The organism is Pseudoalteromonas sp. SWXJZ94C (assembly GCF_015864385.1).
GTDB lineage: Bacteria > Pseudomonadota > Gammaproteobacteria > Enterobacterales > Alteromonadaceae > Pseudoalteromonas.
In genome coordinates this window covers 1-22,612 of the sequence record NZ_JADYXF010000002.1, presented here as the reverse complement: position 1 = coordinate 22,612, position 22,612 = coordinate 1, and the positions used below count along the sequence as shown (strand labels likewise).

Annotated in this window: 15 protein-coding genes and 1 pseudogene; 8 read left to right on the top strand and 8 right to left on the bottom strand. The window is 38.2% G+C overall.

Annotated features, from left to right (window positions below):
- Nucleotides 1-12: 12 nt before the first annotated feature.
- From accD to fadI, 7 genes are all read right to left on the bottom strand, one after another.
- On the bottom strand, nt 13-888 hold the full coding sequence (gene accD, locus I6F65_RS00895) for an acetyl-CoA carboxylase, carboxyltransferase subunit beta (protein WP_024612296.1): 876 nt from the start codon (nt 886-888) through the stop codon (nt 13-15).
- A gap of 155 nt (nt 889-1,043) precedes the next feature.
- Entirely contained in the window at nt 1,044-1,838 is a 795-nt protein-coding gene (gene truA, locus I6F65_RS00890) for a tRNA pseudouridine(38-40) synthase TruA (RefSeq protein WP_024612295.1), read from the bottom strand.
- Nucleotides 1,839-2,149: 311 nt separating this feature from the next.
- On the bottom strand, nt 2,150-6,847 hold the full coding sequence (locus I6F65_RS00885; protein ID WP_197111076.1) for a FimV/HubP family polar landmark protein: 4,698 nt from the start codon (nt 6,845-6,847) through the stop codon (nt 2,150-2,152).
- 341 nt (nt 6,848-7,188) lie between these two features.
- Nucleotides 7,189-8,205 carry an aspartate-semialdehyde dehydrogenase gene (locus I6F65_RS00880; RefSeq protein ID WP_024612293.1) on the bottom strand — a complete coding sequence of 339 codons (1,017 nt, stop codon included), beginning with the start codon at nt 8,203-8,205 and terminating at the stop codon, nt 7,189-7,191.
- A gap of 47 nt (nt 8,206-8,252) precedes the next feature.
- The gene (locus tag I6F65_RS00875) at nt 8,253-9,374 is read right to left on the bottom strand and encodes a 4-phosphoerythronate dehydrogenase (protein ID WP_197111191.1); all 1,122 of its coding nucleotides are present in this window, start codon (nt 9,372-9,374) and stop codon (nt 8,253-8,255) included.
- A gap of 223 nt (nt 9,375-9,597) precedes the next feature.
- Complete coding sequence (gene fadJ, locus I6F65_RS00870; RefSeq protein WP_166108999.1) at nt 9,598-11,871, bottom strand: fatty acid oxidation complex subunit alpha FadJ; 2,274 nt, start codon at nt 11,869-11,871, stop codon at nt 9,598-9,600.
- Entirely contained in the window at nt 11,871-13,181 is a 1,311-nt protein-coding gene (gene fadI / locus I6F65_RS00865; RefSeq protein WP_008138643.1) for an acetyl-CoA C-acyltransferase FadI, read from the bottom strand. The genes fadJ and fadI overlap by 1 nt, the downstream gene beginning before the upstream one ends.
- A 328-nt stretch (nt 13,182-13,509) precedes the next feature.
- Between fadI and I6F65_RS00860 the strand changes: the two genes are divergently transcribed.
- From I6F65_RS00860 to I6F65_RS00825, 8 genes are read left to right on the top strand one after another with little or no spacing between them, the layout of a single operon-like run.
- Nucleotides 13,510-14,466: a MoxR family ATPase gene (locus I6F65_RS00860; RefSeq protein WP_024612290.1), complete on the top strand. Its 957-nt coding sequence runs from the start codon at nt 13,510-13,512 to the stop codon at nt 14,464-14,466.
- A gap of 3 nt (nt 14,467-14,469) precedes the next feature.
- Nucleotides 14,470-15,414, top strand: coding sequence for a DUF58 domain-containing protein (locus I6F65_RS00855; RefSeq protein WP_024612289.1), 945 nt, complete (start codon nt 14,470-14,472; stop codon nt 15,412-15,414).
- Nucleotides 15,415-15,416: 2 nt separating this feature from the next.
- Nucleotides 15,417-15,851, top strand: coding sequence for a DUF4381 family protein (locus tag I6F65_RS00850; RefSeq protein WP_166108998.1), 435 nt, complete (start codon nt 15,417-15,419; stop codon nt 15,849-15,851).
- Complete coding sequence (locus I6F65_RS00845) at nt 15,844-16,830, top strand: VWA domain-containing protein (RefSeq protein ID WP_024612287.1); 987 nt, start codon at nt 15,844-15,846, stop codon at nt 16,828-16,830. Before I6F65_RS00850 ends, I6F65_RS00845 begins: the two co-directional genes overlap by 8 nt.
- Nucleotides 16,830-18,752: a VWA domain-containing protein gene (locus I6F65_RS00840; protein WP_166108997.1), complete on the top strand. Its 1,923-nt coding sequence runs from the start codon at nt 16,830-16,832 to the stop codon at nt 18,750-18,752. Before I6F65_RS00845 ends, I6F65_RS00840 begins: the two co-directional genes overlap by 1 nt.
- Nucleotides 18,746-20,404, top strand: coding sequence for a BatD family protein (locus tag I6F65_RS00835; protein ID WP_166108996.1), 1,659 nt, complete (start codon nt 18,746-18,748; stop codon nt 20,402-20,404). The genes I6F65_RS00840 and I6F65_RS00835 overlap by 7 nt, the downstream gene beginning before the upstream one ends.
- Before the next feature lie 60 nt (nt 20,405-20,464).
- Nucleotides 20,465-21,022 carry a sigma-70 family RNA polymerase sigma factor gene (locus tag I6F65_RS00830; RefSeq protein ID WP_033024481.1) on the top strand — a complete coding sequence of 186 codons (558 nt, stop codon included), beginning with the start codon at nt 20,465-20,467 and terminating at the stop codon, nt 21,020-21,022.
- Nucleotides 21,022-21,774 carry a DUF3379 family protein gene (locus I6F65_RS00825; RefSeq protein WP_197111074.1) on the top strand — a complete coding sequence of 251 codons (753 nt, stop codon included), beginning with the start codon at nt 21,022-21,024 and terminating at the stop codon, nt 21,772-21,774. Before I6F65_RS00830 ends, I6F65_RS00825 begins: the two co-directional genes overlap by 1 nt.
- Before the next feature lie 62 nt (nt 21,775-21,836).
- Here I6F65_RS00825 and I6F65_RS00820 read toward each other — a convergent pair.
- Nucleotides 21,837-22,493 (bottom strand): annotated as a pseudogene (locus tag I6F65_RS00820) (gamma-glutamyltransferase); the annotation flags it as partial.
- Between the last annotated feature and the right edge of the window lie 119 nt (nt 22,494-22,612).

Here is a 22,612-nt window from a genome sequence, read left to right as displayed (position 1 = left end):
TAAAACTAAAATTTATGCTACTCTATGCTCTTGTTCCGTAGAAGGCAAGTTCATAAATTTAGCTAAAATACGTGCAAGTGTATCTCGCATTTCACGACGATCTATAATCATGTCAATAGCACCGTGTTCAAGCAAAAACTCACTACGCTGGAAACCTTCTGGTAATGTTTCACGAACAGTTTGCTCAATAACACGAGGACCCGCAAAACCGATTAGCGCTTTTGGTTCAGCAACGTTAATGTCGCCTAACATAGCAAGCGATGCAGACACACCACCCATTGTCGGATCAGTCATTACTGAAATATAAGGTAAGCCTTTTTCAGTCATTTTTGCCAGCGCTGCACTTGTTTTAGCCATTTGCATAAGCGACATAAGCGCTTCTTGCATACGAGCGCCACCAGATGCCGAAAAGCAAATTAGTGGCATATTATGCTCTAAACATTGCTCTACTGCGTCTACAAAGCGTGCACCAACAACTGATGCCATTGAACCACCCATAAAAGAGAATTCAAATGCAACTGCGGCAACGGGAATGCCTTTTAAGCGACCTTTAATAGCAACAAGGGCATCTTTTTCACCACTTGACTTTTGTGCTGCGCTAATACGATCAGAGTACTTTTTAGAATCTTTAAACTTAAGAATGTCTTTAGGTTCATGTTGCACACCAAGCTCTTGACGATCGCCTTCATCTAAAAAGTTTTCAAGACGCTTACGACCACTAACGCGCATATGATGATCACACTTAGGACATACGTTTAATGACTTTTCTAATTCAGCTTTATACAAAATTGAATCACACGATGTGCACTTAGCCCAAACACCTTCTGGGATTTCTTTACGACCTGATGATTTTGTCGTTTTAGGTAAGATTTTTTCTAGCCAACTCATTTGCAACTCTCTTAATGCTGTTCTGTGTCGCGAGCCTGCCAATAGCAATTAGCAGACGGATTTTTTCAATTAAAACATGAATTACACTAACGCGGTATAAAAAACTGGTCTTAGTAGTTAGAAATGTTCATAAAAAGTACTAATAACAACCAAAATTAAACTCCAGCATCAGGTAAAAACAATGGTCCTAATGGCATTTTAGGGATATTAAATTGCTCAGGATAGTCAACATCTACTAAATATAAACCAGCAGCTTTAGCTGTCGCGCTTGCTTTTGCACGCTCTTTACAATCAAGCAGCTCTTTTAACCAAATAGGTTGCTGCTTATGTAAACCAATATCCATTAAGCTACCCGTTATATTACGGACCATATGATGTAAAAACGCATTCGCTTTAATATCAATTATAACGTAGCTACCTTGTCGGTGTACCGATAAATGATGAATAGTACGAGTGGGTGTATTCGCTTGACAATGAATCGCTCTAAAAGAGGTAAAATCGTGTTTACCAATTAAATACTGACATGCTTCCTGCATTTTCACTTCATCTAGCTGATGATGAAAGTGCGTAACCCCTTCATTTAGGACAGCTCCACGCAATGGTGAGTTATAAATAATATAGCGATAACGACGAGCTGTTGCACTAAAGCGTGCATGGAAATCATCAGCGACAGGTTGTGCAAAACGAATAGCAATATCTTTAGGCATTAGGGTATTCATACCCAATGTAAAAGCCACCATATCGCGTGGTGCTTCGGTTTCAAAATGTATTATTTGACCTGTACCATGCACACCAGCATCAGTTCGGCCTGCGCATACAACTTCAACAGGATGATTACAAATGCGTGACAACGCTTTTTCTACTTCTTGTTGTACGCTGTTTACATGTGATTGACGCTGCCAACCACTATAGCGTACGCCATTGTATTCAACTCCAAGTGCTACTCGCATAATTACTGCTTTACCTACTGTGCTAATGAACGAGACATTTTATGCTATCTATCGACGCAATAAAAGGAGGTGTAATGTAATACCAATTTTATTAAAAAAACGATTATTTTTACTGATGAGATATCTCGTTAACTAAATTTAAAATTATTAATACAAAACAAGCATATAAAATAATTTACGTTTTATTATTAAGCTACTTTTTCATCGTTATAATAGAACTCTAATTTAACACGATTGCTATAATCAAACTCGCACCTATAAAAAACCCGTAATTAGCATAACTAATTACGGGTTTTTTATGACTTTATTTATTATTTGAGTTTAGCTTTTAAGCTAAGCGCTTCCTCTTGAACCTCTTCAGGACCTTTATTAATAACCTCTTCAATTACTTTAAGTGCGGAGTCAAAGTCATCAATTTCAATGTAAGCACGTGCTAAATCTAATTTAGCTGAATAACCACCACTTTCGGCATCAACATCTGTTGGGTTGTCGCCGGCAAGTAAAGCTTCAAACTCCCCTAAGCCAACGTCCATATTTGCATCTGTGTAAGGCTCGTGTTCAAGCTCAGCCTCGTCACTTTCTTCTAATAATGAATCAATATCAACAAAGTCGTCTTCAGTAGAAGGCGTAGTAATACTTTCTTGCTCAACAGATTGTTCATTTAATATTGATTCTTCAACATCTAAATCTTCATTTAACAATGAATCAAAATCAACATCAAACTCACCACTATCATCAACATTAAACTCTTCTGGTTCTGCTAATTCATTAAGTAATGAGTCAAAATCAGTCTGTGTTAAATCAGCCATAAACTCATCATCGAGCTCATCGTCTGAAGCAATATTGTTATTTTCAGGTGTATCCGTTTTAGTAATTTCGGCTTCACGGTCTACATTTGTTTGCTCAGCTTCAAATTCCTCAGATAAACTTTCTAATAACTCGCTTGGCAATTCACTATCAGATTCAGGATGTAATTCTTCAAGATTAACATTCTCAACTGCACCATCATTTAGATCACTACTTAATGATTCTTCGCCTGATAGTTCAGGGTCTATTGTCGCTAATTCTGTATCTAATTCTGAAAAGTCATCGTCAATTAACAGTTCATCGTCAAAGTCATCTTCTAGGCTATCTAAATCATTTTCAGCGGCAAGTGCATTTGCTAAGTCTTGCTCTGTTTGGCTTGGCGATATCCCTTTGGCTTCACCATCTAAATCGTCGCCCTGTAACTCTTCTGGAATAAACGAGTCTTGCTCATCAGGAGTTAAAGTGTCGGGTTCATCTAAATCTAGAGGTTGAATCTCATCAAGCGCTGATGTTAAATCGTCAAGATCATTAACATCGGCTAAATCTTCTGATAAATCATCAAGCTCTCCATCTAATTGCTCAGATGGTATATCCACTGATTTATCATTATTTTCTAGAGAATCATCAAAATCAGCCTCTAAATCATGACCAAGCTCTGTATCTAACTCTGTTTCTAGCGTTGTATCTAGTTCAGTAAAGTCGTTATCAATTAACAACTCATCGTCAAAATCATCTTCTAAGCTATCTAATTCATTTTCAGCAGCGAGTGCATTTGCTAAGTCTTGCTCTGTTTGGCTAGGTGATATCCCTTTGGCTTCACCATCTAAATCGTCGCCCTGTAACTCTTCTGGAATAAACGAGTCTTGCTCATCAGGAGTTAATGTGTCGGGTTCATCTAAATCTAGAGGTTGAATATCATCAAGCGCTGATGTTAAATCGTCAAGATCATTAACATCGGCTAAATCTTCTGTTAAATCATCAAGCTCTCCATCTAATTGCTCAGATGGTATATCCATTGATTTATCATTATCTTCTAGAGAGTCATCAAAATCAGCCTCTAAATCATGACCAAGCTCTGTATCTAGCTCTGTTTCTAGCGTTGTATCTAGTTCAGTAAAGTCGTTATCAATTAACAACTCATCGTCAAAGTCATCTTCTAAGCTATCTAAATCATTTTCAGCAGCAAGTGCATTTGCTAAGTCTTGCTCTGTTTGGCTTGGCGAAATACCTTTGGCTTCACCATCTAAATCGTCACCTTGTAACTCTTCTGGAATAAAAGACTGCAGCTCATCAACATCTAACGGTTGATTATCATCGAGCTCTAATTCAGGGTATTCATCTAATTCCTCGCTCGGTGTTACCGTATCAGTATCTAGAGGTTCATCTTCGAGCAATAAATCTGAGTTAGTATCATCAGCTAATGGATCGTCTCCTAAATCAACTTCAACCTCTTCAATTTCGTCATCTAAATCGTTTAACGACCATTCAGGTGATTCAACATACTCTTCATCTTCTACCTGTTGTAGTTCACTTAAAAGATCGTCAATACTTTTCAATGCGTCATCGTTGTATTCTTCAAGTGCATCTTCTGGATCTAATAAAGTTTTTGAAGTGTCTGAGAAATCATCGGTAATTAGCTCATCTGTATCAAACTCTGAATCTTCTTCAAGTTCAGGCTCTTCTACAAGCTCAGGCTTTTCTTCAAGCTCTGGTTCTTCTACAAGCTCAGGCTCTTCTTCAAGCTCAGGCTCTTTTTCAAGCTCTGGCTCTTCTTCAAGTTCTGGTTCATCTACAAGTTCTGGTTCATCTACAAGTTCAGGTTCATCTACAAGTTCAGGTTCTTCTTCAAGCTCTGGCTCGTCTTCAAGCTCAGGCTCGTCTTCAAGCTCAGGCTCTTCATTTAATGTAGATGCTAAAGATTCAATATCATCCACATCTAACTCTTCTTGAGCTTCAGCTAAATCTTCTATCGAATCAGCGAGTGCAGCATCAATATCTGTATCACGTTCAATTGGTTCTTCTAGTTTTGCCGATTCGTCAATTAAGCTGTCGATATCGTCTAAATCAAAGTCATCACTTTCTTCTACTAATGATTCAACTGGCTTATCATCTGCAGCTTCATCTATTAAGCTGTCGATATCATCTAAATCAAAGTCATCACTTTCTTCTGCTAGTGATTCAACTGGCTTATCATCAATTAAGCTGTCGATATCGTCTAAATCAAAGTCATCACTTTCTTCTGCTAATGATTCATCTAACTTATCAGGCGTATTATCATCGGCTACTTCATCAATTAAGCTGTCGATATCATCTAAATCAAAGTCATCGTTTTCTTCTACTAATGATTCAATGGGCTTATCTGGCGTATTATCATCTGCTACTTCGTCAATTAAGCTGTCGATATCATCTAAATCAAAGCCATCGTTTTCTTCGACCAATAATTCATCTAACTTATCAGGCGTATTATCATCGGCTACTTCATCAATTAAGCTGTCGATATCATCTAAATCAAAATCATCGCTTTCTTCTACTAATGATTCAATGGGCTTATCTGGCGTATTATCATCTGCTACTTCATCAATTAAGCTGTCGATATCATCTAAATCAAAGTCATCGCTTTCTTCGACCAATGATTCATCTAACTTATCAGGCGTATTATCATCGGCTACTTCATCAATTAAGCTGTCGATATCGTCTAAATCAAAATCATCATTTTCAAGTGACTCAGTCTTAACTTCTGATTCAAGCTCTGATTCTAACTGAGGCTCAGCACTGGCTTGATCTAATAGATCGTCAATATCAAAATCATCGTCATCAGCAAGCTCTTCACTAAGCGAAGCCATTTCATCATGCGACTCTAAACTGTCATCACTTTCTATATCACTTGGTTTTGGCGCATCGAATTCAGATAAGCTGTCATCTTCATCAAATAAGCTATCTAGATCGTCATTACTTAAAATATCATCGTTGTTTGATGACTCTGGTGTTAAATCTAAATCTATATCTTCTAGGCTATCATCCGATGGTTCATCAAAACCTTGCTGCATAAAAATGTCGAGCTCATCGTCATCCGTATTCTCATCGTCAAAAACAATGTCGTCACTCAACAAGCTTTCTAATTCATCTTGATCGAGTAAGTTGTCTGACTCTGAAAAGTCATCGACGTTATCGTCGAGTAAGTCATCTTCCGGCAACATATCATTTTCGAGGCTATCGTCTAACTGAACACTTAAGTCATCTAATGGGTCTGGAATAATCGGGTCGTCAGTAAGATCTAAATCGTTATCTGCACTATAGCTTGGTGTTTGCGGTAAAAAATCATCATCTGACTCCGTATCTGTTGCAGCGTTAGATTTTTTACGTAAAAACATCACAACAGCAAAAATAATCAGTAAACCAGGAATAAACATTAATAACCCAAGTACTATTGGGTTAGATAATAGTGCCCAAAAGTCAAACTCAGCCTCAGGTTTAATGTCTTTAACTTTTTGCTGCTCTATTATTTCGTTTTGCTTAAGTATTAACTCTTTTAACTGCAGTTGTATTTCACTGTCTTTGCCCAGTTGCTGGCGAACATTTTCAAGTTCTTTAGAAATACCGGTTAGTTGTTTTTTTAAGTTATTATTCTCAGTTAATATGTCTTCAACACTGCTGACAGAATTTTTAAACTGCTGTTGTAATTCAACTAATCTATTACTTTGATCTGTTTTAATCTCTTTTATTTCTTTTTGTAGTTCTTTCTTTGCGTCGTCTACATCTACTTTACGGGCTTGAGTAACTTGGGTTTGAGCGGAGTTAATTTCTGTTTGTGTAAGAGTGCCGTTTTTTTTCTTTTCCCACAGTCCATCATCTTGCTCTGAGCGTTGCTTTGCTAATTGAGGATTTACACGTCTTATTTCGGCTATTGTAGGTATTTTTAAATAACTACCATTTTGAATATGATTAAGGTTTTGTTCTAGAAATGAGTCTGGATTTTTTGCATATAAAGCCTGCATAACTTGATAAATACTTACCGAATTATCTGGACGTACTTTTGCAGCTATACGCCACAAAGTATCTGTAGACTTTATAGGCCCAATAGATCGACCTTGCGCACCATAGTCAACGCCTTTAGGCCCCTTTAATTGGGTACTGTCTTGAGAGTAAACTGGCGTTACTATCAATGCAGACGCTAATATAATAAGTGTAGCTAAACCGCGCATGCTGATCCTTTACTGTTTAAATGTTGATGCAACACCAAAAAAAGTGGGTACCTAAACATTGATTATTCTTGCCGTTATCAGCCAAATGGCTGACTCACATTTGTTATTACAATCTTTTTTTGTTGCAAGCTCTATTCCAATTACAAACTATAAACCAGTTGAGAGCTAATATCCATCGCAACATATTGAAAATGAATGCCTAAAAAATCATTATGAATATAAGTTTATCGAGGGTTATATGCTTAGTAATATAAGTGGCAAAAAATTGGCAGACAATAAAAACAAAAAACGGCAAACAAATAATGTTTACCGTTTTATGGTGCATTCAAAGTTATAAAAAATTACATGTAGTTAGCAATAAGCTCTTCTGCAATTTGGATACTATTAGTTGCAGCGCCTTTACGAGTGTTATCACTTACAACCCACATATTTAAACCATGTGGATGTGAAATATCTGCACGTAAACGACCAATGTAAACAGTATCGTTACCACTTGCATCAGAAACTGCTGTTGGGTAATCGCCTTCATCATCTATTAACTCAACACCAGGAGCATCTTTTAATAACTGCTTAACGTGTTCAAAGTCATAAGGCATGCGTGTTTCTATGTTAATTGATTCAGAGTGACCAAAAAATACGGGTACACGTACACACGTTGGGTTAATAGCTATAGTAGTGTCACCCAAAATTTTATGCGTTTCGTTAACCATTTTCATTTCTTCGCGCGTGTAACCGTTATCTTCAAAGCTATCAATTTGAGGAATAACGTTAAATGCCATTTGCTTTGGAAATACTTTATTGTCTACAGGGCGAGCGTTCATTAAGTTAGCGGTTTGCTTTGCTAGTTCATCAACCGCTTCTTTACCTGCACCCGATACAGCTTGGTATGTAGATACATTAATACGATCGATCCCATATGCATCATAAATAGGTTTAAGTGCTAGCATCATTTGAATAGTTGAACAGTTAGGATTTGCAATTATATTGCGGTTTCTAAAGTCAGCTAAACTTGAAGCATTTACTTCTGGCACAACTAGCGGTATTTCAAAATCATTTCTAAATTGCGATGTATTATCAATTACTATACAACCTGCATCGGCTGCAATAGGTGCGTATTTTTCTGACACACTTCCACCAGCAGAAAAAAAGCCAATATGCGCTTGGCTAAAATCAAAGCCTTCAACGTCAAGTACTTCAATGCTATCACCACGAAAATTTATGTCTTCACCTGCACTGCGGCTGCTAGCAAGTAGAAAAAGCTGATCAACTGGAAATTTACGATCCGCTAATGTTTCAATGATTTGACGGCCAACTAAGCCGGTAGCGCCAAGTACGGCAACGTTATATTTTTGCGACATATTTCTTCCTCTATAAGCGATATTAAAACAACATCGCTAGTTAAAAATTAATTGGTTATAGTAAAACCAAGTTGTTCAAGAGCTTCAAGTTGCTGGCTTTCACCTTTTAATACTAGGGTGCTAAATTCACGTCTTACTGGGTAATTTTTACGTAAAGTGTCAAAGCCTTCTTTAGCTAAACTTCGCAGTAAAATGCCGTCATCGCGGCGTACGTCGTAAATTAAATGCACCAAACGAGCAATATCAGCTTCACTATAACTTTGCGTTAATGTGGCTTGCGTAATTGCAGGTACGGGTAAAAACTCATCAAGCGACTTTGTTGCTTCTACATTGTTTAGTTCACATAACTTTTGATACAGTATTTGCGTGCCACGGGCTTTACCCTCGAGAGTATGACCTGCAATATGCACACTTGCATAACGTACATGTTCAAGTAATTCAGTTAATATATTTGGCTCTTTTTCCCAAACATCTAAGACTAAATCTAAGTCTGCACCAGATTCCATTACTTCAAGTAATGCTTGGTTATCAATTACATCTCCACGGCTTGCATTTATTAATGTAAGCCCTGGTTTTAGTGATTTTAATCGTGCCTTATTCATCATATGCAGTGTTTTATGTTTACCACTTTTTATAAGAGGAACATGGAACGTTACAACATCTGATTTGGCTAGTAATTCATCAAGTGGCACGTGTTCATGTAATAAACCTTGCTCGTGCTTTACAGGATCGCATAAAAGTACAGTGACATTTAACGCTTTTAATTTTTGCGCCAAACACGAACCAATGTTACCAACTCCAACAATACCAATTGTTTGTCCACTTAATGGACGAGCATTTTCTTGGCTTAATGCAAATAAACTACTAATTACATATTCAGCTACAGCAATTGCATTGCAGCCTGGGGCACTGCTAAAGGCAATGTTTTTCTCATTTAAGAGTTGCGTGTCAATATGATCAACACCAATCGTGGCTGTACCAACAAAGCATAGCTTATTTGCTTGTGCTAAAAGTTCATTATTAACCTGAGTTACTGAACGAGTAAGTAATACATCTACATCTATTAATTGTTCAGCCGTTAATTTACGACCATCAAAACGCTCCACCTCACCAAAGTCCGCAAAGTACTGCTCAACTAAAGGCATATTTTGATCGGCAAGAATTTTCATCATGGTGTCCGTTTGGCATTTAGGGAGCGCCATTGTAACGAACAACCTAGGTCTTACACAAACTAAAAAGTGATACATTGCACAATGAATGCATGCAAAAGAATTATATAAAAAAACACTTATACTCGTGTTATTTTTTGTACTGTATTATTTAATTTTACCTTAAAACAAAAATGCAGCTCACCTAAGTGAACTGCATTTTAAACATCCTAGCTTTAAAAAGTTACTTTGACGTTTTGTCTTCTTTTACATCGTCAATATCCGTAGCTTTTTCAACAACGTCGTCGTTAACAAAATCACTACTTTGGGTATCTTTTTCAATAACGGTTTCAATAGCAGTTTGCACTGCTACTGCATCATTATCGTCAATCGGTGTATCTTCTGCAGGCTCTTTTTTGTAAAAAGTAGCACCAGAGGCAGCCATTGCTAACAATGTTTCACATGGTGTAAAAATAGCATCGCTATTAGCTAGTGTAGACATATCAGAGCTTATTTTACTTGCCCCTAATTTATCCATGTAGCTAAACGGTCCACCTAAAAATGGTGGAAAACCAATGCCAAATATAGCACCAATGTCGCCATCACGAGGGCTGGCTATAATCCCATCATCTAAACAACGCGCGGCTTCGTTAAGCATTTGCGATACACAACGCTTAGCAATTTCACTTTTGTTTAAACGTGGAGCCGGTGTTACACCCAACAGTTCGTAAACTGACTCATCAACTTTTTTGCCTTTTTTATCGTATTCATAAAAACCACGACCCGATTTACGACCAAGGCGTCTAGAATCAATCATACGAGTAAATGCATCTGGACCTTTAAAACGCTCACCTAATTCTTTTTCAAGAATTGGAGCAATTTTAGAGCCAATATCAATACCTACTTCATCAAGTAGAGCCAGCGGTCCTACCGGAAAACCAAACTCAACTAAGGCGGCATCAATTTTTTCAATTGGCTCACCTGCAAGCATTAAGTTAGCAGCTTCGTTTAAGTAAGGCGCTAAAATACGGTTTACATAAAAGCCAGCCATATCTTTTACAACAATTGGCGTTTTACCTTGCTTACGCGCAAAATTAACAACGCGGGCAATTGTTTCTTGAGATGTACCTTCGTGTGGAATAATTTCCACTAATGGCATTTTTTCCACTGGAGAAAAGTAATGTAAACCAATTACATTTTCAGGGCGTGCTGCCTGTGCTGCAATTTGCGAGATTGGTAATGATGATGTGTTACTTGCAAAAATTGTATTTGCTTGGCATTGCTGCTCTACATCTGCAACCATACCTTGCTTAAGTGCAAGATCTTCAAATACCGCTTCTATTACTAAATCAATGTGTTTAAAACCACTGTAATCAGTTGTACCTGTAATACGGTTCATTGTTAACTGCACATCAGCTTTAGACATAATACGGCGTTTAAGTCGCTTATCTAAAATTTTATAGGTGTAGCTCATTGCATTACTAATGCCCTGCTCTGCTACATCTTTAATACGTACCGGTACTTTAGCTTTAACCGCACTTACGTGCGCAATACCTGCGCCCATTAGTCCACCGCCTAAAACAGCCGTTTTGCTTATTGCGGGTGCGTCATCATTGCGCCACTCTTTTTTCATTTCGGTGGTTGCAAAGAAAATACTGCGAAGCGCTTTAGACTCACTACTCATTACTAAAGTGGCAAACGCTTCAGCTTCTGTTTTATACGCTTTTAGTTCATCCAACTCTACGCAAGCTCGCACTGCTTTAATAATGGCAAGTGGCGCTGGGTAGTGCCCACCCGTTTTTTTCAGTACGTTTTCTTTGGCTTTTTTAAAGATAAAGTTACGACCAAACGGATTAGATTCTAATAATTTACTAATATTGTCGAGCTTCGGCTCTTTTGCTTGTGGCTTTTTCTTCGCGGCAAATTCTTTTGCTACTTTTAGAAGTACACTGTGCGGTACACAATCATCAAGCACGCCTGCTTTTTTAGCTTGCTTAGGACGAATTTGTTTACCTGTTAGCATCCACTCTAGTGCTTTTTGAATACCGACAATTTTAGTTAAACGCTGCGTACCGCCGCCACCAGGAAGCAAACCAAGTTGCACTTCTGGTAGGCCAATTTTTGTTAAATCGCTGTCGGTACCAATACGGTAATCACACGCTAATGCAAACTCTAAACCACCACCTAATGCAGCGCCATGAATTGCACTAACTGTTGTGTATGGCAGTTTTGTCATATCAAAAAACGCTTGATGGCACAGCTCACTAATAGCTAAAGCATCTTCACGCATTTTAACGCTATCAAGCATTTTAACATCGGCACCAGCAATAAAGTTATCGCTTTTACCGCTTATAAATACCATGCCTTTTACGTTTTGCGATTTTGCGTCTTCTAGTAACGCTTTTAAATCATCGGCAAAACTACTGCGCAGGGTATTCATTTTCTCCCCTGGCACATCGATAGTTACAACGGCTATTTTATTTTCGTCTACCGCTAAATTAAATACTGAATCTGTCATTACGCGCTCTCCAATACAAAGGCTGCACCTAAACCACCAGCAGCACATGCTGTTGTTAATGCTAAACCGCCACCACGACGTTTAAGCTCGTGTAAGCTTTGCGTAATTAAGCGAGCACCTGTTGCAGCAAATGGATGACCATATGCTAAAGAGCCGCCGTTAACGTTAAACTTATCCATGTTAATTTCGCCAATTGCTTTACTGCGACCTAAATGCTCTTGTGCAAATTTGTCTGAGGCAAACATTTTCATGTTAGCGAGTGTTTGCGATGCAAACGCTTCGTGCATTTCAATTAAATCTAAATCAGCAAGCGTAATACCCGCTCTATCAAGTGCGATAGGCGTTGAATGAGCTGGGCCCATTAACATGTCTTTTTCTACACCAATTGCCGAAAATGCAAAGCTACGTACGTAACCTAATATTTCATAGCCAAGTGCTTTTGCTTTGCTTTCGCTCATCATAAGTACAGCCGCTGCACCATCTGTTAATGGTGTTGCATTTGCTGCCGTAACTGTACCGTGCTGACGGTCAAAAACAGGTTTAAGCTTTGCGTAGCCTTCAACCGTTGAGTTTTTACGAATATTATTATCTTCTTCAATAAAGCTTTTATATGGCGGTAAATGCGCCGTCATAACTTCATCTTTTAATTTTCCATCAGCCCACGCTTGCGTTGCAAGTGAGTGAGAACGATGTGCTAATGCATCTTGATCTTCACGGCTAATGTTATGTGTTTTAGCCATTTGCTCAGCAGTTTGACCCATTGAAAGACCTGTTGAGTACTCTGCTACAGCAGGTGGCACTGGTAATAAATCTTTTAAACGCAGTTTCGAAAATATTTTTAAGCGCTGACCAAGTGTTCGCGCTTTATTTAAATCAACTAAGCTGCCTGCTAGCTTTTTACTAACACCAATTGGTAATACTGATGACGAATCGGCGCCGCCTGCAATACCCACACTTACAGAGCCTGCCATAATAGACTCAGCTACATTAGCAATTGCCTGAAAGCTGGTGGCACATGCACGCGATACCGAATATGCATCAACCGATACTGGCATACCCGTACCTAATACAATTTCACGCGCAATGTTTGGCGCTTCTGGCATTTGTACTACTTGACCAAATACAAGCTGATCGATTTCTGATTTATTGAAATTTAATCGTTCAAGCATTTCGTTAACCACTAACTTACCCATATCAAGTGCAGGTACATGGTGGAACGCTGTTGCTTGTTTTGCAAAAGGTGTACGCAAGCCGCTAACTATAGCTATACGATCGCCCTTTGGTGTTTTAAGTATGTTTTGCTCAGACATTATGCTCTCCCGCTGACAGGTCTGACCTGTTTATTTTTCTCGATTCTAAACAACCCGTGTACTAAAGCCAATAGATAAACTGTAATTAATGCGAATGCATCAAATATAAATAATTTACATACTAGTTATTTAAGGTACAACCATAGGCTTTTTTAGACGCTTTTACAAAATTTTGTGATACGCTGAAAATCATTAAAAAATAACGAACTTTTTTAAAAAATACAGTCTAACCCTTGAGTTACACAACTATAAACCTTATAACTAGTTCAGTATTTAACACCTAAAGCATTCAGGTATAAACCCAGCTGACGAGGAAAGTCGAATTATTATGGCAGCTAACGCATTTTCACAATTAAAAACGTATTTAGATACACAAATTATTGGCCAGCCAGAGCTCACTCAAGCGCTACTCATTGCAATTTTAGCCGATGGTCATTTATTAGTAGAAGGTCCTCCTGGGCTTGCAAAAACTCGTGCCGTAAATGCACTTGCTAAAGGTATAGAAGGGTCTTTTCAGCGCGTGCAGTTTACACCTGACTTATTACCTGCTGATGTAACCGGTACCGATATTTATCGTCAACAAACCAGTGAGTTTGTTTTTGAAAAAGGCCCTCTTTTTCATAACCTTATTTTAGCCGATGAAATTAACCGTGCACCAGCAAAAGTACAATCAGCTCTTTTAGAAGCAATGGCTGAGCGTCAAGTTACGGTAGGTAAAAACACTTATCCACTAAGTGAACTGTTCCTTGTTATGGCAACGCAAAACCCGCTCGAACAAGAAGGGACTTACCCACTGCCTGAAGCGCAACTTGACCGATTTTTATTGCATTTAAGCATTGGTTACCCTGGCGCCGAACATGAGCTTGATATACTGCGTTTAACACGTGGCGAAGCATTAAATGAACAACAAGCAGTAATGCAAAAAATTAGTCAAAGTGATTTATTTGCAGCTCGTAAAGCTATCCTTGGTCTTTATTTGGCCGAACCACTTGAAAAATACCTAGTGCAATTAATTATTGCTACACGTGAAGGTGCTGCATTAGATGCACAACTTGGTAGTTGGATAGAGTTTGGCGCAAGTCCGCGTGCCACTATTGCACTTGATAAATGTGCCCGTGCACACGCTTGGTTACAAGGTCGTGATTTTGTAGCCCCTGATGATATTCAAGCTGTAGTGCATAACGTGTTGCGCCACCGTATTATTTTAAGTTACGAAGCCCAAGCCGACGGCATTACTAAAGATCAGGTAATAAGCCGAATTGTTGAACTTGTAGCCGTACCATAAGTTATGCAAACACAATTAGAATCCCAAGCATGGCTCAATCAGAGCCATAGCCACGGTGTAAATTTAGCCCTTAAAGAGCTAATGTACTACAAAGCCAAAGCGCAGCTGCTTGAGCTTGCCCCTAAGGTAAAAATAAAAAACGCCTTAACTGGGCAATATCTCGCACCGCACAAAGGTCGTGGAATGGAATTTGCCGAAGTGCGACATTATCAACAAGGCGATGACATTCGCTCTATTGATTGGCGAGTTACTGCGCGCACCGGTGAAACTCACACTAAACTTTTTCAAGAAGAGAAAGAACGCCCTGTTTTTATATTTACTGACTTCTCTAACTCAATGTTGTTCGGTTCAAAGTTATTGTTAAAATCAGTGCAAGCTGCGCATATTAGTGCCTTAGTTGCATGGTCTGCTAGCCAACGCGGCGATAGAATTGGTGGTATTGTTTTTAATCAGCACTCTCACTTAGAGCTAAAACCAAGCGCTCGTGATAAAGCAGTATTAAAACTTTGTCATAATTTATGCGCAAACCACCAGCAAGCTCTTAACTCTATTGATGAAAAAGCGACAAATAACTTTAGCGATAACTTAAAGCGTCTTAACCATTTAGCTAAACCTGGCAGTTTAGTTTATTTAGTTTCTGACTTTAACGCCCTAGACGATGCCAGTTTTAAGCAACTTGAGATACTCAGTCGACATTGTGAATTAATTGGTTGTCATATTAGTGACCCTTTTGAACACCAATTACCTGCATTTAAGCAAGCTGTAACAGTTAGTGCAAATGGTCAAGATTTTGCTCTGCCATTAATGGATAAAAGCTTTAGAGAACGCTTTGCCAAAAATGCTGAGCAAGCATTTAGCACACGATTTAATCGCTTAACAAAATCAGGTCTTAATTTAATATCATTCAATGCAGCAATACCGCTTGAGCTGCAATTAGTGAGAAAATAACCATGCAAACGTCTCCACTCGATGGACTGCACGATATAATAGCGCCAAGCCAAGTTAGTTGGTGGCCACTCGCTCCTGCTTGGTGGGCTATTATTGCGCTACTACTTTTGGCACTGTGTGCAGCAATTTATATTTTTTATAAAAAGCATCAATTTAATAAAGCAAAACGTTACGCAATAGAACTAAGCCTTAAATTAAATGATGCACAACAGCTTCATATTATTTTAAAGCGTTTAGTAATCGAATATTACGATAAACGTCTTGCTGCACAATCTACTGCTCAATGGTGTAATACACTTACCACCCTAACGAGTTTGACCTTTAGCGAACAAGAAATTTTAAGTCTTTATAATGTACAACAAAAAGATGCACCACTTTGTGACAAGCTTCGCCAAAGTATTAAACAATTTAAAATAAAGGAGCGAGTTAATGTTTGAATTTAGCTGGCCATGGCTTTTTATATTGCTGCCACTTCCTTTATTACTTTTGCTATTAAAACCTCTAGCTAGCAACACAAATACACGCTTACGCATACCAAGCTTTTCTAAACATAATTTAACTAACCAAAGTATTGAGCAAGGCGCGCGTCGCTTAAGTCCTTTTGAATGGGCTATTTGGTTGTTACTCGTTATTGCAGCGGCTAACCCCACTTGGTTAGATGAGCCTATATCAATGCCAAATGAAGGTCGCGATATAATGCTTGCTGTAGATTTGTCAGGCTCTATGACCGAGCAAGACATGGCTTACAATGGTCAATATGTTGACAGGCTTACTATGGTAAAAGCCGTATTAAGTGACTTTATAGAGCAGCGCCAAGGTGACAGGCTCGGTCTTATATTATTTGGGGATACTGCTTTTTTACAAACCCCGTTGACTCGCGATGTTAAAACCGTAAGTAAAATGCTCAGTGAAGCACAAATTGGTTTGGTCGGTCGTGCTACTGCTATTGGTGATGCTTTGGGGCTGTCAGTAAAGCGTTTTGCTAATAAAGATAAAAGTAATCGTATTGTTGTACTGCTTACCGATGGGCAAAACACCGCCGGTAACCTAAAACCAGAAGAAGCTTTACTACTTGCTCGCGAAGAAGGTATTAAAGTGTATACCATTGGCGTTGGCTCAGATAACCCTCGCGGCTTTAGTTTATTTAATATGAGTGGTGCTAGCGGAAGTAGTTTAGATGAAAGTCTATTAAAAAGTATTGCAGAGCAAACAGGTGGTTTGTATTTTAGAGCTAAAGATGTAGCCGGTTTACAACAAATTTATGCTGAGCTCGACAAGCTTGAACCTATTAGTGCCGACGAACAAACGTTTCGCCCACAAAGCTCTCTTTTTTACTACCCGTTACTTATCGCTATTTTACTTATTAGCTTAAACGTAATGTTAAGTACATTACGTGCGTTAAAGGAGCCAAGCTAATGGATTTTGAATTTATTCGCCCCGCTGTTTTGTGGCTTTTGATACCCGCAATAGCGTTGTTTTTTGTCGCATTAATTAAACATAAAAAAACAACAAGCGAGCATTTAATAGCACCGCACTTAGCCCAGTTTATTATGAGCGAATCAAATACTAAAACTAACCAACCACTTTGGTTAGTAGCACTATTTTGTAGCTTAGGTATTTTATTTAGTGCGGGACCTAGCTTTGAGAAAAAACAAGTTCCTGTGTTTCAGAGCAAAAGTGCCCGCGTTATTGTTATGGATATGTCGTACTCTATGTACAGCACTGATATTTTACCAAACAGACTATTACAATCGCGTTTTAAAGCGCTTGATATGATTGATTTGTTTAAAGAAGGCGATACCGCTTTAATAGCTTATGCTGGTACAGCTTATACTATTTCCCCTTTAACGAATGATGCCACCACTCTTGCAAATTTAATTCCTAGTTTAAGCCCTGAAATAATGCCTGATAAAGGCTCAAACGTTTTAGCCGGGCTTGATATGGCAAAAGAACTGTTAACACAAGCAGGCTATGTAGATGGCGATATTATTTTAGTAACCGACGGTATTGAGCAGCAAGAGTTGAGCGAAGTAACCGATTTTACTAACAAAACTCAATATCGATTAAGTATCTATGGTGTAGGTACGCCCCAAGGTGCCCCAATTAAGTTACCTGAAGGTGGTTTTTTGAAAGATACTTATGGGCAAATAGTAGTGCCTAAGTTAAACGCTTCACAATTAAAAAGCTTAGCAACAAGCAGTGGCGGTAAATTTGCCAGCTACCAACCAAGTAGTGCCGACATAGCCACATTTTCTCCTAGTAATAATAGCGAGCTTTTAAAAGATGAAAAACAAAGCCACGCCCTTTGGAGAATAGATGCAGGTATTTATGGTTTATTACTTTTATTACCACTTGGTCTTTATTTGTTTAGACGATCTGCTTTGGTAGGTGCTTTTTTAATCTTTAGTTTTTTACCACAACAAAACGCATTTGCTGTAGAGCTTCCATCACTTTTAAAAAACACCGATCAACGTGCGCTCGATGCTTATCAAAATAAAGATTACGATAGTGCAAGTGCAGCTCAATCAACCCAATTAAAAGGCTCTGCTCTGTATCAACAAGGTGATTACGAAGCCGCTATAAATCAGTTTAGTAACGATAAATCAGCAACTGGTTTTTATAATTATGCCAATGCGCTTGCCAAGGCAGGTAAATTAGAAGAGTCAGTTGAGGCATATAAACAGGCTCAAGCTTTGCAAAATGACTTTACCGAAGCTTCTGAAAATCAGGCACTTGTTGAGCAGCTACTCAATCAGCAGCAAGACAAACAAGATGAAAAAAATGATGACTCTCAAGATGATGGCGAAAAAGGCGACCAAGACCAGCAGCAAAAAGATGATCAATCTGAGCAAGATCAACAAAAAGGTGATGGTGAAAAAGGTGAGCCTAAAGAGAGTGAAAATCAACAAGGTGATAAATCTGATCAAGATGCTGAGCAATCAGAGCAGCAAGATGAATCAGGCGAGCAGTCAGAAAATCAATCTGGTGATAAATCAGATAAGCAAAATGAACCTGATATGCAAGCAGAGCAGCCAACTGACCAGGCTCAAAATGAAGATGCTAAAAACCCTGAAGACGATGCACAGCAAACAGATACTCCTCAAGCTATGAGTGAGCAACCTGCTAGTGAGGAGCAAAAGCAAAATGCTCAACAGCAGGCAATGCAAGCACAAGCTAGCGAATTGACTAACGAAGAGAAAGAAAAAGCTCAACAACTTAATCAATTACTCAGAAAAGTTCCGGATGATCCGGCTATTTTATTACGGAATAAAATGCAATTAGAAGCCCAAAAAAGACAATATAAACGTCGCCCTGCAGGAGTAGAAAAATCATGGTAATGCGATTAGTTTACTGTTTATTATTATTGAGTGTTATGCCTTCATGGGCTGCAACTAAACTAGAAGCCAGTGTTAATAAAAATCCTGTTTTAGCAGGTGAATTTTTTATGCTTAACATCTCTGTTGACGATACGGTTAGAGGTGAGCAACCAGATACATCAGCATTATTAAAAGACTTTGTTGTAGGTCCTACTAGTTTGAGTTCGCGTACTAACGTTATCAATGGCAGCATTAATAAACAAACAACGTGGTCTGTTAAATTAATGACTCGCGCTGAGGGTGAATATACCATTCCGGCTTTTAGCGTTGCAGGGCTTACATCACAACCAATTAATTTAAAAGTATCTAAACGTGACGTTGATGCGGATAAAAACAATGATATTTTTTTAAAAACCTCACTTTCTAACAATTCGTTATTTGTTCAAGAAGCTGGTGTTTACACCATTAAGCTTTATTTAGCTAAAGAGTTACTTGATGGCAGCTTAAGTACGCCAAGCATGGAAGATGCTCAACTGACGCAATTAGGTAAGCAAACCGAAAGTTATGAACTTGTGGATGGTAAACGTTATTTAGTAATTACTCGTGAATATTTAATTCAACCACAAAAAAGCGGTGTTTATACAATTGCAGGCCCTGCGTTTCAAGGTCGTGTACAACAAAATTATCGTCAATTAGAAGTATCTGCGTTAGGTGATGAGCAACAAATAGAAATCAAGCCAATTCCAAGTAATTATAAAGGTGCATGGTTACCAAGCGAATTAGTTAACTTAGATGAGCAATGGCAACCTAAAGATAATACTGTAGAAGTAGGTACTCCTATCACTCGCACAATTACTTTAACGGCACTTGGTGTGACTAAAGAGCAACTCCCTGAAATAGCAATGCCAGCTATTGATGGAATTCGCAGCTACCCTGATGAAAAAGAAAATAACAATGCAGTTCGTGATGGGCGTGTTGTATCACAGCAAACAGCATCTTATGCGTTATTACCGCAAAGAGCAGGTACTTATACACTCCCAGAAATAAAACTACCTTGGTATAACACTAAAACAAACCGCATTAGCTACGCAACTTTACCTGAGCGCACTATTACAGTAATACCAAGTAGTACCTCAGCTAATCCACCCGTTGAAAATAATCAGCAAAATATAGCTAATTCACACTCGCCGCAAAATACCAATGCGGATATAATAAATTCGCAATCAGTGCAAACTCAAAGTGAAACACCTATATGGCTAATAGTTATTGCTGTGTTAGGTTATATTTTATGGATTGCGACTGTAATTTATTTTTGGTTAACCCGTTCTACTAAAAACGATGAAAAAAATATACCCTCAAGTAATAACACGCTTAAACAGCCGAGTTTAAAAAGACTTACTGCAACAGCGAAAAAGCAAGATGCTAAAGACTTTTACAATGAACTAAATAACTATGCGGTATTACATACACACAAAGATACGGGCGCAATTGATGAGCTATGCCGTATCATAAATAATGATGAGTTAAATAACCATATAACTCAATTACAGGCACAGCTTTATAGTAATAGAGCAACAAATGCTGATCTTAATGCTATTATTAAAATACTTGAAAAATATCATGCTCAAGCATTAGAGTCGCAACAAGCTGTATTAAAAGACCTTTATCATTAATATTTGATATATGCAGGTCTTTCATGCATTAAATAATAATTTTTAACTAAAAAAGTACTTATGCTTGGAAAGAATAAATCAAATAATCAGGTCTTAATCAATATGGCAGAGAAACAAAAACGTTATGAAGCCTTGGTCCACGTTTACAATAAGGAGCTTTACCGCTTCGCTTATTGGTTATGTCGTGATCCACACATAGCAGACGATTTAGTACAAGAGACGTTTTTACGTGCTTGGCGTTCACTTGATTCTTTATTGGATCAAAAAGCAGCTAAACCATGGTTATTAACTATTTTACGCAGGGAGAATGCACGCAGATTTGAGCGTAAGCAATTTGATTACAGTGATGTAGAAAACGATACGCTTGTTGATGAAACGAGCCACTCGTTAGATGATGAAATGGAACAAACGGTTATTCAGCGCCAGATTGCACTGCTTTCAGATGAATACCGAGAGCCTTTATTACTTCAAGTTGTAATGGGCTGCTCTGGTGAAGAGATTGCAGGCATACTTAATTTAAATAAAAACACGGTAATGACTCGCTTATACCGTGCTAGAAATCAACTTAAAGAGGCTTTAAGCCGTGATGATGAACAACTTAAAGGGGCATCAAAATAATGGATGAACTTGAGTTTCGTCGCCGCACTATTGCGCAGCCAAACGACATTGACAAGGAGCTCATGGAGTTTGCAAACAATAACCAAGAGCGACAAAGTTTTATTAGTGATATGAAAGATTTTGATAAATATATTCAAGATGCTTTAGATATACCCGTACCTGAGAACCTTGCGGATCGCATTCTTTTAAATACATCGTTAAAAGAAAAAGCACTTCAAGAAGAGCAAGCTACAGGTGATAATGTGGTTGATGCCCGTTCGCGTTTTAAGTTTGATCGCGTACATTTAGCATTAGCCGCTTCTTTTGTAGTGGCAATTAGCGCTTTCTTTTTTAGCGCAGAGCAAAACATAGTGAACGAAGCTGGTGAGCATGCACTTACCCACGTTTATTACGAAATTAGCTCTCTTGATAAAAAAGAACCTATTAGCCTACAAAGTGTAAACGACAAATTAGCGATACTAGGCGGTCATATTGATGAACTTCCTGGTAAAGTTACTTATGCTATGTTTTGTGATTTTGAAGGTGAGAAAGGCCTGCATTTAGTCTTTGAATCAGACTTTGGACCCATGACTGTATTTATTGTTCCGTCTGAAAATAAATCGTTTGGGTTTGGCGATGATAGCTTTGGAGATGACCGCTTTGAAGGGCATATTAATAGAGGATCACAAGCAGATACTATTTTAGTAGCAAATGCTGGTGCACCAATTAATATGTATAACGAACGCGTTACTGGCGCTATTCGTTGGTTATAAGATATTTGCCGCTTAGTATTTACTAAGCGGCTTTTTTATAACTAATTTTTAATTCACTAAATCTAAAATACTATCGACTTGCCACGCCCAGATGCTTCAGATGCTGCATCTAATTTACCGTCGTTATTAATAATAACTTGTAGATCACCAAAGTGGCTCTCATTTATGGTGTAACCCATTTTCATAAGTTCTTTTTTTACTTTATTAGTTAATCCTTTGTGTGCTCTGATTATATTTTTAGGCCATAGCTGATGATGAAAACGAGGGCTATTAACAACCTGCTCTGCGCTCATATCAAACTCTACCGTGTTTAAAATAGACTCATAAACTGAGCTAATAATTGTTGTTCCACCTGGCGAACCAGTTACCATTTTAACGGTATTGTCTTTAAGTAATATTGTAGGTGTCATAGAGCTAAGCATACGCTTGTGTGGCTGTATTTCGTTAGCTTCACCACCAATTGCACCAAACACATTCATAACACCTGGTTTGGCGCTAAAATCGTCCATTTCATCATTTAAAATAAAGCCAGCCCCTTCAACAACCACACCACTGCCAAAACCTAAGTTTATTGTGGTCGTGTTTGCAACAGCGTTACCCATTTTATCAATAATTGAAAAGTGTGTGGTTTGCTCACTTTCTTTAAGACCTGGTTTAATATTTTCTGTCGTTGAAATAGCGGTTAGCGAAATACCATCACTACGACCTTTTAGATAGTTAATATTCATAGGTTAGACATTAAGAGATAATTGGATTCAGGCCGCATTTTAATCGTCCTTTTTCTTTATCTCTTTTTGGGTTCGCTCTTCGTGCATATTTTGACAAAAAACTGATAGTT